The 19,350-nt window shown below is 71.3% G+C and carries 19 protein-coding genes and 1 tRNA gene; 10 read left to right on the plus strand and 10 right to left on the minus strand.

Features of this window, described 5'->3' with window-relative positions; all coding sequences use genetic code 11:
* Window positions 1–59: 59 nt before the first annotated feature.
* The 3 genes from VGL30_RS10365 (at window position 60) to VGL30_RS10375 (ending at window position 2,386) form a co-directional block, all read left to right on the plus strand.
* Window positions 60–1,664: a M10 family metallopeptidase gene (locus tag VGL30_RS10365; RefSeq protein ID WP_331539599.1), complete on the plus strand. Its 1,605-nt coding sequence runs from the start codon at window positions 60–62 to the stop codon at window positions 1,662–1,664.
* Between the two features lie 111 nt (window positions 1,665–1,775).
* Entirely contained in the window at window positions 1,776–1,982 is a 207-nt protein-coding gene (locus VGL30_RS10370) for a hypothetical protein (RefSeq protein ID WP_331539601.1), read from the plus strand.
* Window positions 1,983–2,071: 89 nt separating this feature from the next.
* The gene (locus VGL30_RS10375) at window positions 2,072–2,386 is read left to right on the plus strand and encodes a polyhydroxyalkanoic acid system family protein (protein WP_331539603.1); all 315 of its coding nucleotides are present in this window, start codon (window positions 2,072–2,074) and stop codon (window positions 2,384–2,386) included.
* Between the two features lie 54 nt (window positions 2,387–2,440).
* Here VGL30_RS10375 and VGL30_RS10380 read toward each other — a convergent pair whose 3' ends face one another.
* Genes VGL30_RS10380 through VGL30_RS10390 form a run of 3 tightly spaced genes read right to left on the minus strand, consistent with a single transcriptional unit; the run spans window position 2,441 to window position 4,184 of the window.
* Window positions 2,441–3,103: a DUF1190 domain-containing protein gene (locus VGL30_RS10380; RefSeq protein WP_331539605.1), complete on the minus strand. Its 663-nt coding sequence runs from the start codon at window positions 3,101–3,103 to the stop codon at window positions 2,441–2,443.
* Between the two features lie 17 nt (window positions 3,104–3,120).
* A complete protein-coding gene (locus VGL30_RS10385) occupies window positions 3,121–3,534 on the minus strand; it encodes a DUF350 domain-containing protein (protein ID WP_331539607.1) in 414 nt (137 codons plus the stop codon).
* A gap of 11 nt (window positions 3,535–3,545) precedes the next feature.
* A complete protein-coding gene (locus tag VGL30_RS10390; protein ID WP_331539609.1) occupies window positions 3,546–4,184 on the minus strand; it encodes a DUF2491 family protein in 639 nt (212 codons plus the stop codon).
* A 127-nt stretch (window positions 4,185–4,311) separates the two neighbouring features.
* Between VGL30_RS10390 and VGL30_RS10395 the strand changes: the two genes are divergently transcribed.
* Genes VGL30_RS10395 through VGL30_RS10405 form a run of 3 tightly spaced genes read left to right on the plus strand, consistent with a single transcriptional unit; the run spans window position 4,312 to window position 6,910 of the window.
* Complete coding sequence (locus tag VGL30_RS10395) at window positions 4,312–4,974, plus strand: YjfI family protein (RefSeq protein ID WP_331539611.1); 663 nt, start codon at window positions 4,312–4,314, stop codon at window positions 4,972–4,974.
* Window positions 4,975–4,988: 14 nt separating this feature from the next.
* Complete coding sequence (locus tag VGL30_RS10400; protein ID WP_331539613.1) at window positions 4,989–5,741, plus strand: PspA/IM30 family protein; 753 nt, start codon at window positions 4,989–4,991, stop codon at window positions 5,739–5,741.
* Window positions 5,742–5,746: 5 nt separating this feature from the next.
* Window positions 5,747–6,910, plus strand: a complete 1,164-nt coding sequence (locus VGL30_RS10405; RefSeq protein WP_331539615.1) for a glutathionylspermidine synthase family protein — start codon at window positions 5,747–5,749, stop codon at window positions 6,908–6,910.
* A gap of 62 nt (window positions 6,911–6,972) precedes the next feature.
* Here the strand turns inward: VGL30_RS10405 and VGL30_RS10410 are convergent, their stop codons facing one another.
* The 5 genes from VGL30_RS10410 to VGL30_RS10430 all read right to left on the minus strand — a co-directional run bounded on the left by VGL30_RS10410 (window position 6,973) and on the right by VGL30_RS10430 (window position 12,442).
* Complete coding sequence (locus tag VGL30_RS10410) at window positions 6,973–7,197, minus strand: hypothetical protein (RefSeq protein ID WP_331539617.1); 225 nt, start codon at window positions 7,195–7,197, stop codon at window positions 6,973–6,975.
* 112 nt (window positions 7,198–7,309) lie between these two features.
* A complete protein-coding gene (locus VGL30_RS10415) occupies window positions 7,310–8,842 on the minus strand; it encodes a CHAD domain-containing protein (RefSeq protein ID WP_331539619.1) in 1,533 nt (510 codons plus the stop codon).
* Between the two features lie 123 nt (window positions 8,843–8,965).
* Entirely contained in the window at window positions 8,966–9,868 is a 903-nt protein-coding gene (mmsB, locus tag VGL30_RS10420; protein ID WP_331539621.1) for a 3-hydroxyisobutyrate dehydrogenase, read from the minus strand.
* A 2-nt stretch (window positions 9,869–9,870) separates the two neighbouring features.
* Window positions 9,871–10,926, minus strand: a complete 1,056-nt coding sequence (locus VGL30_RS10425; protein WP_331539623.1) for an enoyl-CoA hydratase/isomerase family protein — start codon at window positions 10,924–10,926, stop codon at window positions 9,871–9,873.
* A 4-nt stretch (window positions 10,927–10,930) separates the two neighbouring features.
* Window positions 10,931–12,442 (minus strand): CoA-acylating methylmalonate-semialdehyde dehydrogenase, encoded by a 1,512-nt coding sequence (locus tag VGL30_RS10430; RefSeq protein WP_331539625.1) that lies wholly within the window; start codon window positions 12,440–12,442, stop codon window positions 10,931–10,933.
* Between the two features lie 149 nt (window positions 12,443–12,591).
* Here VGL30_RS10430 and VGL30_RS10435 point away from each other — a divergent pair, with 149 nt between their 5' ends.
* Window positions 12,592–13,995 carry an AMP-binding protein gene (locus VGL30_RS10435; protein ID WP_331539627.1) on the plus strand — a complete coding sequence of 468 codons (1,404 nt, stop codon included), beginning with the start codon at window positions 12,592–12,594 and terminating at the stop codon, window positions 13,993–13,995.
* On the opposite strand, the gene VGL30_RS10440 is transcribed toward VGL30_RS10435, so the two are convergent.
* A complete protein-coding gene (locus VGL30_RS10440; RefSeq protein WP_331539629.1) occupies window positions 13,996–14,958 on the minus strand; it encodes a LysR substrate-binding domain-containing protein in 963 nt (320 codons plus the stop codon). It lies immediately after the preceding gene.
* A gap of 131 nt (window positions 14,959–15,089) precedes the next feature.
* Here VGL30_RS10440 and VGL30_RS10445 point away from each other — a divergent pair, with 131 nt between their 5' ends.
* Genes VGL30_RS10445 through VGL30_RS10455 form a run of 3 tightly spaced genes read left to right on the plus strand, consistent with a single transcriptional unit; the run spans window position 15,090 to window position 19,151 of the window.
* Complete coding sequence (locus tag VGL30_RS10445) at window positions 15,090–16,175, plus strand: HlyD family secretion protein (RefSeq protein WP_331539631.1); 1,086 nt, start codon at window positions 15,090–15,092, stop codon at window positions 16,173–16,175.
* A 5-nt stretch (window positions 16,176–16,180) separates the two neighbouring features.
* A complete protein-coding gene (locus VGL30_RS10450; RefSeq protein ID WP_331539633.1) occupies window positions 16,181–17,701 on the plus strand; it encodes a DHA2 family efflux MFS transporter permease subunit in 1,521 nt (506 codons plus the stop codon).
* Entirely contained in the window at window positions 17,685–19,151 is a 1,467-nt protein-coding gene (locus VGL30_RS10455) for an efflux transporter outer membrane subunit (RefSeq protein WP_331539635.1), read from the plus strand. Before VGL30_RS10450 ends, VGL30_RS10455 begins: the two co-directional genes overlap by 17 nt.
* Before the next feature lie 68 nt (window positions 19,152–19,219).
* Here the strand turns inward: VGL30_RS10455 and VGL30_RS10460 are convergent.
* Window positions 19,220–19,296: transfer RNA gene (locus VGL30_RS10460), tRNA-Met, on the minus strand.
* Window positions 19,297–19,350: the final 54 nt, after the last annotated feature.

Raw genomic sequence — 19,350 nt, forward strand, 5'->3', positions numbered from 1 at the left:
TCTTTCACGTCTGGCGGCCACGATCCGGCCCGACGCGAGACCTTCGGAACGGATCAGGCATGGCGGCGCCCAGCGCAGGCGACATCTCCGCAGCGCTCCTCGACCCCGACTCCTGGTGGGGCGGCTCGACCGTGACGTTCAGCGTCGCGGGCCTGGGCGGCGCCTGGCCGGGCTACGGCGCCGACGGCGAGCCCAGCGATCCCGACTACGGCGTCCTCGGCCCGGGCCAGGCCGCGCGGTTCGCCTCCGCGGCGGGGGCGTGGGACTCGGTGCTGCAGCTCTCGCTGGTCCAGACCCTCGACCAGGTGCAGCCAGGGCAGGTCCGCGTCGCCTTCACCGACGTGGACAAGTTCGAGCCGGGCTCCTGGGGCTACACCATCATGCCGCCCTTCCACGGCGGCGCGCCCACCGCCCGGTCCGGGGACATCTGGATCGACTACGGCAAGGCCGGCGCCGGCTTCGCGGCCACCAGCTACGACTACATGGCCATGATCCACGAGCTGGGCCATGCGCTGGGGCTGAAGCACCCGTTCGAGGACGGCGCGACCCTGCCCGCGCCCTACGACAACCACCGCTACACGGTGATGAGCTACACCCAATATGCGGACGACCAGTTCAGGACGGTCGAGCCCACCGCCACCGGCGTCAGGACCGTGCTGACCGGGGTCTTCCCCTCGACGCCGATGGTGTTCGACGTGCTGGCGCTGCAGAGCCGCTACGGCGCGGACACGGCGACGGCCGCGGGGGACACCATCTACAGCTTCTCCCAGTCGACGCCGATGATGCAGACGATCTGGGACGCCGGCGGGACCGACACCATCGACCTCTCCAGCCACACCCGCGGCTCGGTCGTCGACCTGACGCCGGGGGCCTACTCCTCGATCGCCTACTATTCGGCCGGCGCCCAGGCGGCCTACTGGACGTCGATCTATCCCTGGGCGGCGAGCTTCTTCCAGACCCAGTTCGCCCAGGCCAACACCTACACCTGGTCCGATAACCTGGGCATCGCCTATGGAACGGTGATCGAGAACTTCACCGGCGGGTCCGGGGCCGACAGCGTCACCGGCAACGACGCGGCCAACACCCTCCTGGGCGGCGGCGGGGCCGACAGCCTCGACGGGGGCCTGGGCGAGGACTACCTGCGCGGCGGCGACGGCGACGACCGGATCGTCGGCGGCGCGGGCTTCGACGACATCAACGGCAACACCGGGAACGACATCGCCGCGGGTGGGCCGGGCGACGACTGGGTGGTGGGCGGCAAGGACAACGACCTCCTGGGCGGCGATGAAGGCGACGATATCGTCTACGGCAACCTGGGCGCCGACACCTGCGACGGCGGGGTTGGGAACGACATCGTCCGCGGCGGCCAGGGCGACGACGTGCTGACCGGCGGGGCCGGCGACGACTGGCTGTCCGGCGACAGGGGGAGCGACACCGTCACCGGCGGGGCGGGCGCCGACGTGTTCCACAGCTTCTCCGGCGCCGGGATCGACCGGGTGACCGACTTCCATCTCGCCGAAGGCGACCGGGTGCTGCTGGATCCGGGCACGGCCTATACCGTCGCCCAGGCCGGCGCCGACACGGTGGTCGACATGGGCGGCGGCGACCAGCTGATCCTGGCGGGCGTCTCGATGACCAGCCTCACCGGCGCCTGGATCAGCTAGCGTCCGGGGACGCTTCCGCCGGACGGGTTCATGTCGGGAATTTCATCAAATCTTGTATGGACGCGCGGACTCCGCGCCCCCACATCGGGCGGGGGCCAGGAGACGTTCGACATGCCGGATCTTTCATTGCCACCGTCGGTGACGGTCGGCCCGACCGCCGTCGGTGTGTCGATCCTCACCGACGACGGGGCGACCGTGATGGTCAGCCTGCCCCGGCCCAAGGGCCTGCACGACCTTCCGGCCGAGGAGATCGCCGGACGCGCCCGGCGGCTGGCGAAACGGGCGATGATAACCGCCGCCGAAACCCTGGCCGATTAGGCTATCGGGCCGGACCGGCTCCCTGTCCGTCGCCGCCGGCGGAGCCGCACGCCGCCTCAGCCGTTCCGTCCCTGGAGATCGCCTTTCGCATGACCAAGACCGTCACCGTCAACATCCCCCACGACCTCGGCAAGGCCGAGGCGCGCCGGCGCATCGAGGCGGGCTTCGGCCAGCTGGGCGCCCAGTTCGGCGGCGAGGGGCTGATGAGCGTCACCCGGGCGTGGGAAGGCGACCGGCTGAGCTTCGGCGCCAAGGTGCTGGGCCAGGCGATCGCCGGCCGGCTGGACGTGCAGGATCAGGCGGTGCGGATGGAGATCGACCTGCCCGACGTGCTGGGCATGATCGCCGGCAAGATAAAGGGCCGCCTGCAGAAGGAAGGCCAGCTGCTGCTGGAGAAGAAGTAGCGGCGACTTCGCGATCCTTCTTCCCTTGTTCCCTTGCGGGAGCAGGGCGTTTTCCTAAGCCCCGAAGCCGCCGCCGCCGTAGCTGTGGGCGCTCATGCGGCCGCCGAAGCCGCCGCGGGAGAGCACCGAGGTGCGGGTCTGGATCTTGGGCGGGGCCTCGCGGATCGCGGCCGGCGGATCGAGACCATTGGTCCCGATCTGGGTGCGCCCGGTCGAGTAGTCGTTGAACACCCGGCCGCCGTAGCCCGTGTAAAGGCCGCCGTCCCGCTGGTCGCGGTAGAGCGCGCCGCCCCGGAAGCCGCCGTTCATGAGCTGGCCGATGACGAAGCCGGTGAGCAGCGGGGTGAAGAAGCTCCCTTGCCCCGCCTGGGTGTTGGGCACGCACTGGCCGGCGCCGTAGACGTCCTCGCAGGTCGCGCGCTCGGCGAAGCGCGGCGCGGTCTTGTCCTGGTCGGCGACGGCGGCCTTGGCGGCCTGTTCGCAGGCTTCGTCGGGCACTTCGTTGGCGGCCTTGCAGGCGGCGAGCGAGGCGTAGGTGTGGGCGTTGAGCGGGGCGCCCTGCTCGATCTGCACGGCGGGCGGGCTGTTCCAGTCGGCGGAGGCGCCCGGCGCGTCGCAGGCGGCCAGCGAGACCCCGGCGCTGGCGATCACCGTGGTCAGGACGAGCCGGCGGCTGCGCTTCAGCAGCGGCCGGGGCGGGGTGGGCGAGGCGGACATTGCGGCGCGCGCTCCGGTCAGGCGGTCATGCAGGCGGCGTTGATGATCCCCACCGCCACCGAGATGCTCAGGAGATAGAGGGCGCAGGCCATCTCGCCGCGCTCGATACGGGCCGAGACGTCGCGCACGGCGACCCGGCGGACGATCCAGAACACCGCGATCTGGATCACCCCGGCCAGAAGCGCCCAGGCGGCGAACTCCGGCAGGCTGTGGGTCTGGGCCAGCGCCGAGGCCAGCGGGATCACATAGCCCAGGATCGCGCCGCCCAGCACCACGGCGGCGGCGCTGTTGCCCTGGCGGATCAGCTGTTTCTCGTCGTGCGGGGTGATCCACTGGTAGACGTACTTGAAGGCCAGCGCGAAGGCGCCGGCGAGCCCGAAGGCCAGCAGGAAGGCGAGCGCACCGCTCGCGAACAGGACCGGGTCGAACATCGCAGGCTCCGTCAGGCGCTGAATTCGGCGATGTCGAGCGGCACGCCGATCATCACTTCATGGGTCATGTCGCCCCCCTCGGGCTCCTGTTCGATCGCCAGCAGGAGTTCGCGCCCCTCGCCGGGCAGCTCGCGGGCGAACAACATGCAGGTCTGGTAGATTCGCCGCGTCGTGGCCGCGTCGCGGTTGTCATACACGCTTTCCCAGAAGCTCACCGGCGCCTGCGTCTCGGCTTCGTCGCCGAACCAGAAGCGGCGGTAGTCCGGCAGGCCTTCGCCGGTAAAGGTCCGCGCCTGCAGCCGGTCGCGCCAGCGCCGCTTGTCGCCGGGGGCGGCGGGATAGTCGCTGGACCAGGGGACGAACAGGGTGTGGTCCTCCGACCCCGCCCCGTCGCGATCGCCGGAGAGCACCTGAAACATCACGTCGTCGTCGGTGTAGAACCGGTGCACGAAGCCGTCGGCGCCCAGGTCGATCAGGCCCTGGGCCACGATCTCCAGGGTGTCGCCGTCCAGGCTGAAGCGCGCCGCATCGCCGAACCGGCGCCAGGCCAGCGGATCGACCCGCAGGCTGCGCCCGATGGTGATGTTGCGCACCATCGGCAGCGCAGGCGCCGCCGGGGTGCGGCCACGGCCGAACAGCCGGTCGAACATCAAACCGTCATCCTCTGCGCGCCCTATGACCGCAGCCGAACGCGCGGGTCGCCGTTACGGGCAATGCCCGTAGACATCCACCCGGCGATTGCATCGTGTCAAGCATACATGTATGCATTCCGCGAACATGCCGCCAACCGCCAGACCGTCCGCCGTCAACGCCGCCGAGCGCACCCGGGCCTGGCGGGACGCGCGCCGGCGCATGGGCCTGGTGAAGCTGGAGCTATGGGTTCCCCCCGCCGCCCGCGCCGATATCCAGGCCGCCGTGCGCGCGATCCTCATCGCCTCGAGCCGCGGGCCGGCCCCCGCCCATTCCACTTCTCCGACCCGAGGAACCCGCCCTATGGACCAGGTCATCGACATCGACTGGACAGTGAAGACCCTCAGCGAGGCCTTGCAGACCACGGCGCTCGCCCGCGAAGGCGAGATGACCGTCCGGGTGATGGAGGGCGCCGACCCCGTGGTGCGCATCGTCATGCACGAGCACGGCGACCTGCCGATCTATCTCAGCGTCGGCGCAGAGCAGATCGTGGTCTCGGCCCTGCTCTGGCCGGTGGACGAGCAGGAGGACCGGCATGCTTTCAACGAGTTCCTGCTGAAAGCTCAGAAAATCGTGCCGCTCTCCAACTTCGGCATCACCACCGTGGCGGGCCGCGACTATTACGAGGTGTTCGGCGAGCTGGCCTGCAAGACCACCCTGCAGACCGTGCTGATCGAGCTGCGCATGCTGGCCGAGAACGCCATCCGCGCGGCCTCCGACCTGCGCGACAGCTTCTCCGCCGCCGCCTGAGAAAGGGACTCGACATGGCCATCTGGACCAAACTCTTCGCCCTGGTGCGCGGCACGGCCTACGAGGCCGGCGGCGCGGTGGTGGACGCCAATGCGCTGCGCATCCTCGACCAGGAGATCCGCGACGCCGACAACGCCCTGGGCAAGGCGCGCGACGACCTGGCCGCCCTGGTGGCCCGCCGGCGGATCCTGGAGAAGGAGCTGCAGAGCTTCCGCGACCAGGCGTCCCGCTACGAGGGCTCGGCCCGCGCGGCCCTGGCCAAGGGCGACGAGGCCCTGGCCCGCGAGGTCGCCCAGCGGATCGCCGACCTGGAGCAGGACGTGACGCTGAAGGCGCCGCAGCTTGCCGAGATGCGCGGCGCCGAGGACCGGCTGCACCAGATCATCGCCGCCACCCAGCAGAAGGTGGAGGGGCTGCGCCGCGAGATCGACGTGGTGAAGGTTAACGAGTCCGTCCAGCGCGCCCAGGCCTCGGTGGTCGCGGGCGGCGCCGGCGCCACGGCGTCGCTGGGCTCGGCCGCCGACAGCCTCAAGCGCATCAAGGAGCGCCAGGCGATCCGCGACGAGAAGTTCAAGGCCTCCGCCGAGCTGGAGGACCGCCGCACCGGCGCGGACCTGGACGCCAAGCTGCGCAACGCCGGCATCCTGCCCGGCCAGACCAGCGCCGACGACGTGCTGGCCCGGCTGACCGCGCCGAAGGACGAGCCGCTGCAGATCGAGGCGCCGGCCCTGAAGCTGGGCGCGCCTTCGCCCGACCGGGACGCCTGACCCCCTTGCAGCGGATCAAGGTCGCCGAACGCCCGGGCTGGCGGGAGAAGGCCGAGCGCCTGGGCTTCACCTTCCATCACCTGGACGGGCGCCGCTACTGGGACGAGCGGGCCTATTACCAGTTCACCCTGGCCGAGGTGGAAGACGGGATCGAGGCGCCGGCCGCCGAGCTGCACGCCCTGGCCCTCGAGGTGGTCGCCGAGGCGGTGAAGAGCGAGCGGACGATGGCCCGCCTGGCCATCCCGGAACCTTTGCGCGACTACGTGGCCCAGTCGTGGGCCGAGGCGGCGCCCTCGCTCTACGGCCGCTTCGACTTCGCCTACGACGGGCGCGGGCCGGCCAAGCTTCTGGAATACAACGCCGACACCCCCACCAGCCTCTACGAGACCGCCGCCTTCCAGTGGATCTGGCTGGAGGACATGATCGAGGCCGGCCGCCTGCCCGCCGGCGCCGACCAGTTCAACAGCCTGCACGAGAAGCTGGCGGCCCGCTTCGCCACGTTGTTCCCCGCCGGCGGCTTCGTCCACTTCGCCAGCGATCCCGAGGCGGTGGAGGACCGCCAGACCGTCCGCTACCTGCAGGACATCGCCGCCCAGGCGGGGATCGAGGCGAAGTTCGTGCCCATGCAGGCCATCGGCGTCGACGCCGACGGCCGCTTCGTCGACCAGGACGACTACATCGTCCAGGCGATCTTCAAGCTCTATCCCTGGGAGGAGATGCTGCGCGAGCCGTTCGCCGCGTACCTGGCGGGCTCGCAGACCCTGTTCCTGGAGCCCGCCTGGAAGGCGATCCTCTCCAACAAGGGCCTGCTGCCGCTGCTCTGGGCGCGGGAGGAGGGCCATCCGAACCTGCTGCCCGCCTATTTCGAGGACGACCCGCGCATCGCCGAGCTGGGCGCGTCCTATGTCAGGAAGCCGCTGTTCTCCCGCGAGGGGGCCAACGTCGAGCTGGTCGATCGCGGCCGGCGCGCGCCGGTGCTGGACCAGGGCTACGGCGCCGAGGGCCATGTCCGCCAGGCGCTGCATCCCCTGCCCCGCTTCGACGGGTATTATCCGGTGGCCGGCGCCTGGATCGTCGGCGACGAGCCGGTGGCGCTGGGCATCCGCGAGGACCGCAGCCGGGTGACCAGGAACCTGTCGCGCTACGTCCCGCACGCGATCGTGGGGTGACCCAATGATCGCCGGGACAAGCCCGGCGATGACGCTCAAATCAAGTTTGGACCATGCCGCGGCTACACCGAAGCGGGTTCCGCCCCATAGCGGAAGCGGCCGGCGAGCTGGCCGGCGATATCATAGATCTGCACCTCGGCCGCGAGGCCTCGCTGGCTCGCCCTCTGGGCGAGCTCACGCGCCTTCTGCTCGGCCTTGCCGCCCGCCAGGAACATGAGTGGATTGGCGGCGAGGGCGTGATCGACAACCCAGCCGCCCTGGACCGCGCTTACGGTGATGACGTTCATGGGTGGCTCCCGTTCTGACGCTCGACCCCACGGGCCCCATTAAGCGCCCTTTTGCGACGCTTGTACCTGCACAAAGAGGTGAATCCGATCTGCAACCCGGACGGGAACCGGGTCAGGGCTCCCAGAACGGCCTGGCCTGCCTGAACGCCGCGAAGGCCTTTTCGGATGCATCGAGCAGGTCGGGTTCGCGCCGTTCGCGGCGGCCGACGATGAGGCCGGCGGCGAAGGCCACGTCGGCCCCGCGGCCGTTGAGGAAGCCTGGCCCCTGGGCGCGGGCCACGGCGATGTCGTTCAGTTCGCCCAGCGTGTCCTGCAAGGTGCGCAGGCTGGCCAGGTAGCGCGCCCGCCGGCGCTCGGCCTTGGGGCCGAAGGCGCCGCCGAAGAACTCCGTGGCGTAGCGCAGCTTCTTGGCCTTGATCCTCAGCTGGTGGCGCTCGGCCGGCTCCAGCTTGGCCAGATGGCGGCCTTTCTTCAGCACCTTTTCGCTCAGCCGATCGAGCTCGCGGGCGCCGAGGTCGCGGACGGGCTCGCAGCGCCGAGCGGCCTCGGCGTGGGTCCAGGCGCCCACCTCCACCCAGGCGGCGACGTCCAGCAGCAGGGCGGCGAAGCGCGGCGATTCGATCGCCGCCACCGCCCGCTCATAGGCCTCGGCCTGGGCGTGGCGCAGGCGCGCCCCGAGGGCGGCCATGGTGGGATCGCCCTCCCCGGCCGCCGCCTCCGCCGGGCGGAAGGTCGATTGCATGAAGACGTCGATGTCGCGGGCCTCGTCCAGCGCCTCGGCCAGCCACTTGGTCTGGGCGCGCACCTCGTCCAGGGCCGGGCCCCGGAGAACGCCGCCGAAGACCGCCAGCGCCGCGCGGAACCGGCGCAGCCCCACCCGGGTCTGGTGCAGGGCGTCCGGCAGGCGCGCCCGGCGCAGCAGCTGGGCGTTGCCGGCGATCTGCCCCAGGGCGCTGCGGGCCACCCGGCGGAAAGCCTCCGCCGCGCTCATGTCGCCGGAGACCGCCGTGCGTTCGGCCTTCAGCGCCGCCAGGCCGTCGTGCCCCGCCAGGCGGTAGCCGCGCTCGCCCTTGGAATCGAAGCTGAGCCGGATCGGCGCCCCTTGCGCCAGGTCGCGGGCGAGCGCGAACAGCGCCGCCGGATCGCCGGCCTTCAGCTCCAGTTCCAGTTCGCGGATCGGCTCGCTCTGGGAGCCCGCGGTGATCTCGCCCTGGTCGAGGCTCACCTCCACCACGTCCCCGTCATGGCGCCACAGGTGCACCTGGCGCTCGACGATGGTGGCGAAGACCGGGGCCAGGCTGCCGGCGTGGCCGTTCAGCACGTCGCCGGCCGGGGTGTCCTGCAGGGCGGCCGTGTCGGGGCGGACGCCCGCCACGGCGCTTTCCCACTCGTCGCGGGCGAAGAGACCGGCGCCCTGGCGCTTCTTGACCGTCTGGACGAAGCCGTCGTCGGCCTCGCGCACCCGCAAGGTGACGCCGTGGTTCTTCAGGTCGTGGTGCGGGGTGTCGAAATAGACCGACCGCAGGCGCTTCGGCGACGCCGGCCCCGCCAGCGCCGGGTGGGTCTTCAGCTTCTCGATCGATGCGGAATCCACCTCGAACTTCAGCTCGGTCTCCAGGCCGGCGGTCGGACGCGGGGGCGCCATCGGGCAACTCGGATCGGTTTCGGGCGCGCCGAAGCGGCGGCTGTTCGCCGCTCGACTGGACGCGGGCGGCACCCTGTGACCAGAACGCGGCGCTTGTCTATCGCGCCGGCCCCGAATCATGCCTCAGGCGGCGGAGAGGCCGTCGAGGCGCCCGCGCAGCAGCTCGATGACGGCGGAGAAGTCCTTCCCGGCATGGCCCAGGCCCGCGAACAGCGCGTAGAGCGCCTCGGCCTGCGCGCCCATCGGCGTGGCGGCCCCCGACCGGGCGGCGGCTTCCTGGGCCAGCTTCAGGTCCTTCAGCATCATGGCCGTGGCGAAGCCGCCCCCATAGCCGCGGTCGGCCGGGGTCTCGGGCCCCACGCCGGGAACCGGGCAGTAGGTGGTGAGCGACCAGCACTGGCCGGAGGACTTCGATGCGATCTCGAAGAAGCGGTCGGCGGCCAGCCCCAGCTTCTCGGCCAGCGCGAAGGCCTCGCAGACGCCCAGCATGGACACGCCCAGCAGCATGTTGTTGCAGATCTTGGCCGCCTGGCCCGCCCCGGGCTCGCCGGCGTGGATCACCACCCGCGCCATGGGCGAGAGCGCGGCCTCCGCCGCCGGGAAGTCGGTGCCGGCCGAGCCCACCATGAAGGCCAGCGTGCCGGCGTCGGCGGCCATCACCCCGCCGGAGACCGGGGCGTCGGCGAACCGGAAGCCCTTCGCCGCGGCCTGGGCCGCCACGGCGCGGGCGCTGTCGACGTCGATGGTGGAGCAGTCGATCAGCAGCGCCCGGGGGTCCGCGTTCGGCAAGATCTCGTCCTGGTAGACGCTGCGCACGTGGGGGCCGGCGGGCAGCATGGTGATCACCACCTCGGCGTCCGCCACGGCCTCGGCCACGGCGCCGACCGCCCGGCAGCCGGCGGCCTGCGCGCGGGCCAGCGCGGCCGGGGCGAGGTCGAAGGCCGCCACGGCGTGGCCGACCCTGGCCTGGTTGGCGGCCATGCCCCCGCCCATGTTGCCCAGTCCGATGAAGGCGATGCGGGTCATGTTCAGGCCCCTTCCAGCGGCGTCCATTCTTCGGCGGACGGCAGCGGCGCGAAGACCGCCTCGACGCTCGCCTCCGTCACGCCCTCGAGCGTGGGCGGATTCCACGCCGGCGCATTGTCCTTTTCGACGATCACCGCGCGGACCCCCTCGCGGAAGTCGTGGGTCGCCACCTGGCGGGCGCCGATGCGGTACTCCATCGCCATGTGCTCGGCGAAGCTGGCCGACTTCGCGCCCAGCTGCAGCAGGCGGAAGCTGACCTTCATGGAATGCGGCGACTTGGTCTGCAGGGTGGCGAGCTGCCCGGCGGCCCACGCCCCGCCGTCCGCCTGCAGCGCCGCGAAGATCGCCTCGACGCCGTCGCCCCCGAACAGGCGGGCGATGTGGTCCTGGTCGGCGGCCAGCGGCGGCCGGCCGGCGTCGGCCTCGTATTCGGTGAGCAGGGTCTCCGCCGCCGCCGGATCGGCGATCAGCCGGGCCTTGAACCCGGGGATCGCGGCGCTCTCCAGATAGTCGGTGGCGACGCCCACCAGCTCGCAGTCGGCCGCCTTGATCCGCGCGCCGGTGAGCGCCAGCCACAGGCCGATGTGGTCCGGCATCCTGGGCAGGAACCAGCCGCCGCCCACGTCCGGGAACAGGCCGATGCCGGTCTCCGGCATGGCGAAGGTGGTCCGCTCGGTGGCGACCCGGTAGCGGCAGGGGAGCGAGATCCCCACGCCGCCGCCCATGGTCACCCCGTCCATCACCGCCACGATCGGCTTGGGGTAGCCGAACAGCAGGTGGTTCAGCCGGTACTCGACGAAGAAGAATTCCCGGGCGGCCCGGCCGTCCCCCGCCCCGCTCTCGGCCAGCATGCGGATGTCGCCGCCGGCGCAGAAGCCGCGCTCGCCGGAATGGTCCAGCAGCACGAGCTCGACGCCGGGGTCGTCGCGCCAGGCCATCAGCGCGCCGGTCATCGTCCGGCACATGCCGGTGGTCAGCGCGTGCAGCGCCCTGGGGCGGTTCAGCGTCAGCCGTCCGACCCGGCCCTCCACGCCGACGAGGATTTCCGGCTCCTCCATGAGCTCAGTTCATGGTCGGCATATGGAACGCCGCGTCGGTGACGTCGCCTTCCGGCCAGCGGGCGGTGACGGTCTTGACCTTGGTGTAGAAGCGCACCCCCTCCATGCCATGCTGGTTGGCGTCGCCGAAGGCCGAGCGCTTCCAGCCGCCGAAGGAGTGGTAGGCGACCGGCACGGGAATCGGCACGTTGATGCCGACCATGCCCACCTGCACCCGGCTGGCGAACTCGCGTGCGGCGCGGCCGTTGCGGGTGAAGATCGCCACCCCGTTGCCGTACTGGTGCTGCGACGGCAGGGCCAGGGCCTCCTCGAAGGTCTCCGCGCGGACCATCTGCAGGACGGGGCCGAAGATTTCTTCCTGGTAGGTCTTCATGCTCGGCTTGACGTGGTCGAACAGGGTCGGGCCGATGAAGAAGCCCTTCTCGAAGCCCTGCAGCCGGAAATCCCGGCCGTCGACCACCAGCTCGGCGCCTTCCTCGACGCCCAGCTTGATGTAGCCGGCGATCTTGTCGCGGTGGGCGGCGCTGACCACCGGGCCGTACTGCGCCGCCGCGTCGGTGGAAACGCCCACCCTCAGGGTCTCGATCTCAGCGATCATCTTCTCGCGGAAGGCCTCGGCGGTCTTCCTGCCCACCGGCACCGCCACCGGCAGCGCCATGCAGCGCTCGCCGGCCGAGCCGTACGCGGCGCCCACGATGTCCTTCACCGCCTGGTCGAGGTCGGCGTCGGGCAGGATCAGGCCGTGGTTCTTGGCTCCGCCCATGGCCTGCACCCGCTTTCCGTTCGCCGTGCCGCGGGAATAGACGTACTGGGCGATGTCGGATGAGCCGACGAAGCTCACCGCCTGGATGGCCGGGTGGTCGAGGATGGCGTCCACCGCCGTCTTGTCCCCGTGCACGACGTTGAGCACCCCCTTGAGGTCCATGCCCAGGTTGGCGCCCGCCTCCGCGAACAGCTCGGCCAGGCGCACCGGCACGCTCGGATCCTTTTCCGAGGGCTTCAGGATGAAGGTGTTGCCGACGGCGATCGCCACCCCGAACATCCACATCGGGATCATCGCCGGGAAGTTGAACGGGGTGATGCCGGCCACCACGCCCAGCGGCTGGCGCAGCGAGTAGACGTCGATGCCGGGCCCTGCGCCCTCGGTGTATTCGCCCTTCATGGCGTGGGGGATTCCGCACGCGAATTCAATGACTTCCAGGCCGCGCTGGAAATCGCCCTTGGAGTCGGCGACCACCTTGCCGTGCTCGGAGGAGAGCAAGTTGGCCAGTTCCTCCAGGCGCGCCTCCACCAGGCGCTTGTATTCGAACATCACCCGGGCCCGGCGCTGCGGGTTCACCGCCGCCCAGCGGGGCTGGGCCTGGGCGGCGGCCTGGACGGCCAGGTCCACGTCCTCGACCGAGGCCAGGGCGACGCGCGCCTGCACCTCGCCGGTGTTGGGGTCGAACACTTCGCCGAAGCGGCCCGAACGGCCGGCCGCGGCGGCGGCGTTCACGAAGTGCTGGATGTCGCGCATGCTCTTGACTGCTCCGAAGGGACCGTACGCTCGCAGGCGTCGGCATCCCCTGTCAGGTGGCTCTCGTCAATCCTCCAATCAAGCGATTGCCCATACGCCGCGCCTCCCCTAGACCGGCATGAACGCTGCAAGCGAGACTGAGCGCGTCGATGTCCGACAATCTCTATGACCTGCTGGCCTCGCGCTTTCCCGCCGATCCGGCCGCGCCCTGCTTCCTGTTTCCGGACGGCTCGCGGATCGGCTATGGCGAGGTCGCCGACCAGGCCGGCCGCCTCGCCGCCCTGCTGATCGCCAAAGGCGTGGCCCCCGGCGACCGGGTGGCGGTGCAGGCGGAGAAGAGCCCGCAGGCGGTGATGCTCTACCTGGCGGCGCTGAAGGCGGGCGCGGTCTTCCTGCCGCTCAACACCGCCTACACCGCGGCCGAGGTGGACTACTTCCTGGCCGACGCCGAGCCGCGCCTCTTCGTGCGGGACGTCCAGGCCCTGGTCGCGGAGGCCGCGGCCTGCGCGCCGCTCGCCGCGGCGGTTCCCCGGGCCGCCTCCGACCTGGCCTCGATCATCTACACCAGCGGCACCACCGGGCGCTCGAAGGGCGCCATGCTCAGCCACGGGAACCTGGCGGCCAACGCCCTGGCCCTGCACGAGATCTGGGGCTTCTCGCAATCCGACGTGCTGCTGCACGCCCTGCCCATCTTCCACGTCCACGGCCTGTTCGTGGCGCTGCACTGCGTCTTCCTGTCCGGCGCGCCGATGGTCTGGCTGGCGAAGTTCGACGACCGCCAGGTGCTGGAGGGGCTGGCCCGGTCGACGGTGATGATGGGGGTGCCCACCTTCTACACCCGCCTGCTGGCGAACCCCGGGTTCACCCGCGCCCAGGCCGCGCACATGCGCCTGTTCGTCTCCGGCTCCGCGCCGCTGCTGGAATCCACCTTCGCCGAGTTCGAGGCGCGCACCGGCATGCGCATCCTCGAGCGCTACGGCATGAGCGAGGCGGCGATCATCACTTCCAACCCGTTGGACGGCGCACGCCTTGCCGGCAGCGTCGGCTATCCCCTGCCCGGCGTGGCCCTGCGCGTCGAAGGCGGCGAGACCGGCGTGATCCAGATCCAGGGCCCCAGCGTCTTCTCCGGCTACTGGCGCATGCCGCAGAAGACCGCCGAGGAGTTCACCGCCGACGGGTTCTTCATCACCGGCGACGTGGGCCACGCCGATCCGGACGGGCGGGTGTGGATCTCCGGCCGGGCCAAGGATCTGATCATCTCCGGCGGCTTCAACGTCTATCCGAAGGAGATCGAGCTGATCCTCGACGAGTTCGAGGGCGTCGCCGAGAGCGCCGTGATCGGCGTGCCGCATCCGGACTTCGGCGAGGCGGTGGTGGCGGTGGTGATGGGCGCCGGCGACGAGTCCCAGCTGATCGCCCGTACCCGCGACCGGCTGGCGGCCTTCAAGGCGCCCAAGCGGATCCTGTTCGTCGACGAGCTGCCGCGCAACGCCATGGGCAAGGTGCAGAAGGCGCTGCTGCGCCAGATCCACGCGGGCCTGTTCGCCGGCTGATCAGACCGTCTTGCCGATGGCCAGCAGCTGCTCGCGCATCCAGGCGACGGCCGGCTCGGACATCCGGTCCCGGCGATAGACGATCTGCACCTCCACCGGCGGCGAGGCGTCGGTCGGATCGATCAGCTGCACGCGGCCGCTGTCCGAGGCCATCAGCGCCAGCCGGCGCGGGGCGATGGCGATCATCTCCGAGCGCGACACCACCGCCAGGGCGGTGGTGGTGTCGGACACCGTCACGCCCACCCGCCGCCGCAGCCCCCGCATCGCCAGCGCCCTTTCCACACGGTCGGCGTCCTCCCAGCCCGGCCGCGAAACCAGCTCCTCGCCGCCGCGGGCGCCGGCCGGGACGCCGCGGGGGCGGTTGTTGATCACCACGTGCGGCGCCTGCACCAGGTCCTCCAGCCGCTTCAGGCTGTTCGCCAGCGGATGGCCGCGGCGGACCACCCATACCAGGGTCTCGTTCAGGATCGGGTCGCCGGCGAAGCGTTGCGGCAGGCTGTCGAACACCCCGATGGCGAAGTCGACGCCGCCGGCGTCCAGCCGTTCGGCGAGGTCCGGCGCTTCGACGAAGTGCAGGCCGACGTTGGGGGCTTCGACGCTGAGCTGGCTCACCAGGCTGGGGGTCAGCACGGCGCAGACGTAGGCCGCTGCCGCGAAGGTGAACTGGCGCTCGCTGGTGGCCGGCTCGAAATCCTCGGTGGCCAGCGCCGACTGCAGCTGCTCCAGGGCGGCGCGCACCTGCGGCCCGATGGCCTGCGCCCGCGCCGTCGGCTGCATGCCATTGGAGCCGCGCAGGAAAAGCTCGTCGTCCAGGATGTAGCGCAGCCGGTTGAGCGCGTGGCTGACCGCCGATTGCGTCACCCCCAGCCGCACGCCGGCCCGGGTGACGCCGCCTTCTTCGAACACCGCGTCGAACACCCGGAGTAGGTTGAGGTCGAGATTGGCGATATGACGTGGGTGCATGTCGCCGGTGACGATATATCATTTCCGTCATTGAGTGCTACGCCGTACCTCCGCTAGACCTTGGGCATGCGGCGTGCGCTCGCAGCGCAGCGCACCTATTAACGTGGCAGTGGCCTGGGAGGAGCCTGCGGGTGCGGGACGGCGAAGACGGTTTCACGGACGCAGGCGTCTCGATGCGCCCGGCGCCCCCGCGCGACAGTTGGTTGCGCCGCTGGCGCTGGCCGCTGATGATCGGCGGGCCGCTGCTGCTGCTCGCCGTCGTCGCCTTCGTGGTCATCACCGGCGGACGTTCGCAATCCACCGACAACGCCTATGTCCAGGCCGAGAAGGTGCCGGTGAGCGCCAGCATCGGCGGCCGGGTGGTGAGCGTGAACGTCCGCGAGAATCAGCGCGTGAAGACCGGCCAGGAGCTGTTCAGCCTCGACAGCCGCGACCTTGCCGCCAGCCTCGACCAGACCGAGGCGCAGCTCGCGGCCGCCCGCACCCAGGCGATGTCGCTGCGCGCCGCCTATCTGCAGGAGCAGGCCGCCGTGCAGGCCGCGCGCGAAAGCGTGGCCTTCACCGCCCGCGAGGCGCAGCGCCAGCACGCCCTGGTGGTCGCCGGCGTCTCGTCCCGCCAGCAGGAATCGGAGGCGGTCCACGCCAATGAGCAGGCGCAGCGCCAGCTGACCGTCGCCCAGGGGCAGGCCGCCGTGGCGCTGGCCAACATGGGCGGCGACGCCGACCTGCCGCTCGATCGCCAGCCGGCGGTGATGGAGGCGGCCGCCCGAGTCCAGAAGGCCAGGCTGAGCGCCTCCTACACCGTGGTGCGCGCGCCGAAGGACGGGATCGTCACCCGGGTGCAGCAGCTGCAGGTGGGCGGCTACATCAACCCCGCCCAGACGGTGTTCTGGCTGATCTCCGGGGTCCCGTGGGTCGAGGCCAACTTCAAGGAAGACCAGCTCGGCAAGATGCAGGTCGGCCAGCCGGCGGCCTTGAAGATCGACGCCTATCCCGACGTGGTCTTCGCCGGCCATGTGGCCAGCTTCAGCCCCGGCACCGGCGCGGCCTTCTCCGCCCTGCCGGCCCAGAACGCCACCGGCAACTGGGTGAAGGTGGTGCAGCGCCTGCCGGTGCAGATCGCCTTCGACAAGCCGCCGCCCGACATGGCCGCCCGCGTGGGGCTGAGCGCGAACGTCAAGGTCGACGTCCGGCCGGCGGCCGCCCGGGCGCGCTGACCGCCGTGGCCCTCGCTTCGGGCGCGCGCCTGCCGATCACCGTCTCGGTGATGGCTGCGTCGACGATGAACGCGCTGGACACCACCATCGCCAACGTCGCGCTGCCGCACATGCAGGGCAGCGTCTCGGCCTCCCAGGAGCAGGTCGGCTGGGTGCTGACCTCCTACATCGTGGCCGCCGCCCTCACCACCCCGCTCACCGGCTGGCTGGCCGCGCGGCTCGGCCGCAAGCGGCTGCTGCTGGTCTCCATCAGCGGCTTCGTCATCGCCTCCATGCTTTGCGGCGTCTCCAACAGCCTGCCGGAGATCGTGGCCTTCCGGTTCTTCCAGGGGATGTTCGGCGCGCCGCTGACCCCCCTCTCGCAGGCGGTGATGCTCGACGTCTATCCGCCGGAGAAACACGGCCGGGCGATGGCGGTCTGGGGCATGGGCACCGTCCTGGGGCCGGTGGCCGGGCCGATCCTCGGGGGCTTCCTCACCGACAGCCTCTCCTGGCGCTGGGTGTTCTTCATCAACCTGCCGATCGGCATCCTGGCCTTCGCCGGCTGCTGGCTGTTCATCTCCGGCAAGAGCACCGACGACCGCAAGCCGTTCGACTTCCTGGGCTTCGCGGCCCTGGTCGCCTTCATCGGCTCGGCGCAGCTGCTGCTGGACCGCGGCCCCAGCGTGGACTGGTTCTCCTCGCGGGAGACCTGGATCTATCTGATCATCGCGGCGATCGGCCTGTGGGTCTTCGTCCTCCACTCCCTCACCGTCCGGCACCCGTTCTTCGACCGGCGGCTGATGGCCGACCGCAACTTCATGGTGGTCACCCTGTTCGGCTTCGGGATCGGCATGCTGCTGTACACCGCCGTGGCCCTGCTGCCGCCGATCACCCAGGGGCTGATGGGCTATTCGGCGTTCGACTCGGGGTTCCTGACGGTCCCCCGGGGCGTCGGGGCGCTGATCGCGATGTTCCTGACCGGGGCGCTGGTGGGGCGGATGGATACGCGGCTGATCCTCGCGCTGGGGCTCACGCTCACCGCCGTCGCCGCCTGGCGGATGTCGCATTTCGACCTGGTCATGGGCACGCAGCAGATCGTCGTCGCGGGCCTGCTCCAGGGGCTTGGCATCGGGGTGATGTTCGTGCCGATGAACGCGGTGGCCTACGCCACCATTCCCTTTTCGCTGCGGGCGGAGGCCTCGTCGGTCAACACCATCGTGCGCAACATGGGCTCGAGCGTCGGCATCTCGGTGATGCAGGCCTCGGCGGTCGCCAACGGCCAGGTGATGCACGAGTCGCTGGCCGGCCGGATCAATCCCGCCGATCCGGTGGTGGCCGCGGGCCTGGCGGCGCCTTACGACACCGTTTCGGTGGCGGGGCTGTCCGCGCTCAACGCCGAGATCTCGCGCCAGGCGACGATGGTGGCCTATCTGGACGACTTCCGGCTGATGCTGATCATGGTCATTTGCGCCAGCCCGCTGCTGCTGCTGATGCGGCCGCCCAAGATCCGAACCGGAGAGATGGACCATGCAGCCGTGGAATAGGCCGCCGGCCGCCGGCGCGGCTCTCGCCCTGATGCTGGGCGGCTGCGCCGCCGTGGGTCCCAGCTTCCAGCGGCCGCCGGCGCCGGCCGCGGCCGGCTACGCCATGGCGGGCGACGCCGCCTCCCCCCGGGCGGAACTGACGCCCGAGACGCGGCCCGCGGGCGTGTGGTGGACGGCCCTGGGGTCGCCGGAGCTCGACCAGGTCATCCGCCAGGCGCTGAAGGACAGCCCCACGCTGGCCGAAGCCGACGCCGTCCTGGCCCGGGCCCAGGCCGAGACCGACGCCGCGCGCGGGGGCCGCCGACCCCAGGCCGACCTTTCGGCGGGGGCCAAGCGCCAGCGGATCAACACCGCCACCCTGGGCTTCTCCGGCTTTCCCAGCCCGACCGTCAACCTCTACAACGTGGGCGGCGCGGTCTCCTACGACCTCGACCTGTTCGGCGGGCGCCGCCGGCGGGTGGAGGAGGCCGAGGCCAGGGCCGAGGCCCAGGGCCGCCGGGCCGACGCCGCCTACCTCAGCCTGACCGGCAACGTCGCCCTGGCCGCCGTCCGGCTCGCGGCGTTGCGCGCCGAGCTCGCCGCCCTGCAGGCCACCGTCGCCGACGACAGGCGGCTCCTCGATATCGTCGTGGCCGGCATCAAGGCCGGCGGCGAGGCCGCCGGCTCCCTGGCCGCCGGCCAGGCCCAGGTCGCCAGAGACGAGGCGCTGGCCCCGCCGCTGGAGCGCGACCTGGGGGAAGCGCGCCACCGTCTGGCGCTGCTGACCGGCCAGGCGCCCGGAACCTGGAGCCCGCCCGAGTTCGACCTGGCGGCCTTCACCCTGCCCGGCGCCATCCCGGTCGCCCTGCCCTCGTCGCTGGTGCGCCGGCGCCCCGACATCCTGGCCGCCGAGGCCGACCTGCACGCCGCCACGGCCGAGATCGGGGTGCGGACCGCCGAGCTTTATCCAGACGTCAGCCTGACCGCCAACCTGGTGCAGACCGCCACCACGCCGGACAACCTGTTCCGCTACGGCGCCAGCGGCTGGGCGGCGGGCGCGGGCCTCACCGCGCCGCTGCTGCACGGGGGAACGCTGCACGCCAACCGGCGCGCCGCCGAAGCCGAAGCCCGCGCGGCCATGGCCCGCTACCGGCAGGCGGTGCTGGCCGCCTTCGTCCAGGTGGCCGACAGCCTGCAGGCCTTGGCCGAGAGCGACGCCACCGTGGCCGCCCTCGCCCGTTCCGAGACTGCCGACGCCCGCAACCTGCGCAACGCCGAGGAGGCCTATCGCCTGGGCGGCGCGCCCCTGATGCGGCTGGTGGACGCCCAGCGCCAGCTCAGCCGCTCGCGCCGCGAGCGCGCCCGGGCGGAGGGCGAGCGGCTGGGGGACGTGGTCAAACTGTTCGCCGCCGCCGCGGCGGACTGGCGCGACACGCCGCCCGCGGGCCCCGGCGCCGTCGCGGCGCGTTGATCCTGGGTTGCGCCGCCGGCCTGCGCCCAAACGAAAACGGCCTCCCGAAGGAGGCCGTCTCGCGAACTTGGGTGCGGGGACAGGATTTGAACCTGTGACCTTCAGGTTATGAGCCTGACGAGCTACCGGGCTGCTCCACCCCGCGGCAAAGCTGTCTGAAATCGTGATTTGAAGGGTCTGACTGGACATCCATTCGCTT

This window comes from Phenylobacterium sp., from assembly GCF_036502675.1.
Taxonomy (GTDB): Bacteria; Pseudomonadota; Alphaproteobacteria; order Caulobacterales; family Caulobacteraceae; genus Phenylobacterium.

Excerpts from the sequence above, each read along its gene's own strand:
- VGL30_RS10365 (WP_331539599.1), top strand. The coding sequence starts at position 60 with ATGGCGGCGCCCAGCGCAGGCGACATCTCCGCAGCGCTCCTCGACCCC.
- VGL30_RS10370 (WP_331539601.1), top strand. The coding sequence starts at position 1,776 with ATGCCGGATCTTTCATTGCCACCGTCGGTGACGGTCGGCCCGACCGCC.
- VGL30_RS10375 (WP_331539603.1), top strand. The coding sequence starts at position 2,072 with ATGACCAAGACCGTCACCGTCAACATCCCCCACGACCTCGGCAAGGCC.
- VGL30_RS10380 (WP_331539605.1), bottom strand. The coding sequence starts at position 3,103 with ATGTCCGCCTCGCCCACCCCGCCCCGGCCGCTGCTGAAGCGCAGCCGC.
- VGL30_RS10385 (WP_331539607.1), bottom strand. The coding sequence starts at position 3,534 with ATGTTCGACCCGGTCCTGTTCGCGAGCGGTGCGCTCGCCTTCCTGCTG.
- VGL30_RS10390 (WP_331539609.1), bottom strand. The coding sequence starts at position 4,184 with ATGTTCGACCGGCTGTTCGGCCGTGGCCGCACCCCGGCGGCGCCTGCG.
- VGL30_RS10395 (WP_331539611.1), top strand. The coding sequence starts at position 4,312 with ATGCCGCCAACCGCCAGACCGTCCGCCGTCAACGCCGCCGAGCGCACC.
- VGL30_RS10400 (WP_331539613.1), top strand. The coding sequence starts at position 4,989 with ATGGCCATCTGGACCAAACTCTTCGCCCTGGTGCGCGGCACGGCCTAC.
- VGL30_RS10410 (WP_331539617.1), bottom strand. The coding sequence starts at position 7,197 with ATGAACGTCATCACCGTAAGCGCGGTCCAGGGCGGCTGGGTTGTCGAT.
- VGL30_RS10415 (WP_331539619.1), bottom strand. The coding sequence starts at position 8,842 with ATGGCGCCCCCGCGTCCGACCGCCGGCCTGGAGACCGAGCTGAAGTTC.
- mmsB (WP_331539621.1), bottom strand. The coding sequence starts at position 9,868 with ATGACCCGCATCGCCTTCATCGGACTGGGCAACATGGGCGGGGGCATG.
- VGL30_RS10425 (WP_331539623.1), bottom strand. The coding sequence starts at position 10,926 with ATGGAGGAGCCGGAAATCCTCGTCGGCGTGGAGGGCCGGGTCGGACGG.
- VGL30_RS10430 (WP_331539625.1), bottom strand. The coding sequence starts at position 12,442 with ATGCGCGACATCCAGCACTTCGTGAACGCCGCCGCCGCGGCCGGCCGT.
- VGL30_RS10435 (WP_331539627.1), top strand. The coding sequence starts at position 12,592 with ATGTCCGACAATCTCTATGACCTGCTGGCCTCGCGCTTTCCCGCCGAT.
- VGL30_RS10440 (WP_331539629.1), bottom strand. The coding sequence starts at position 14,958 with ATGCACCCACGTCATATCGCCAATCTCGACCTCAACCTACTCCGGGTG.
- VGL30_RS10455 (WP_331539635.1), top strand. The coding sequence starts at position 17,685 with ATGCAGCCGTGGAATAGGCCGCCGGCCGCCGGCGCGGCTCTCGCCCTG.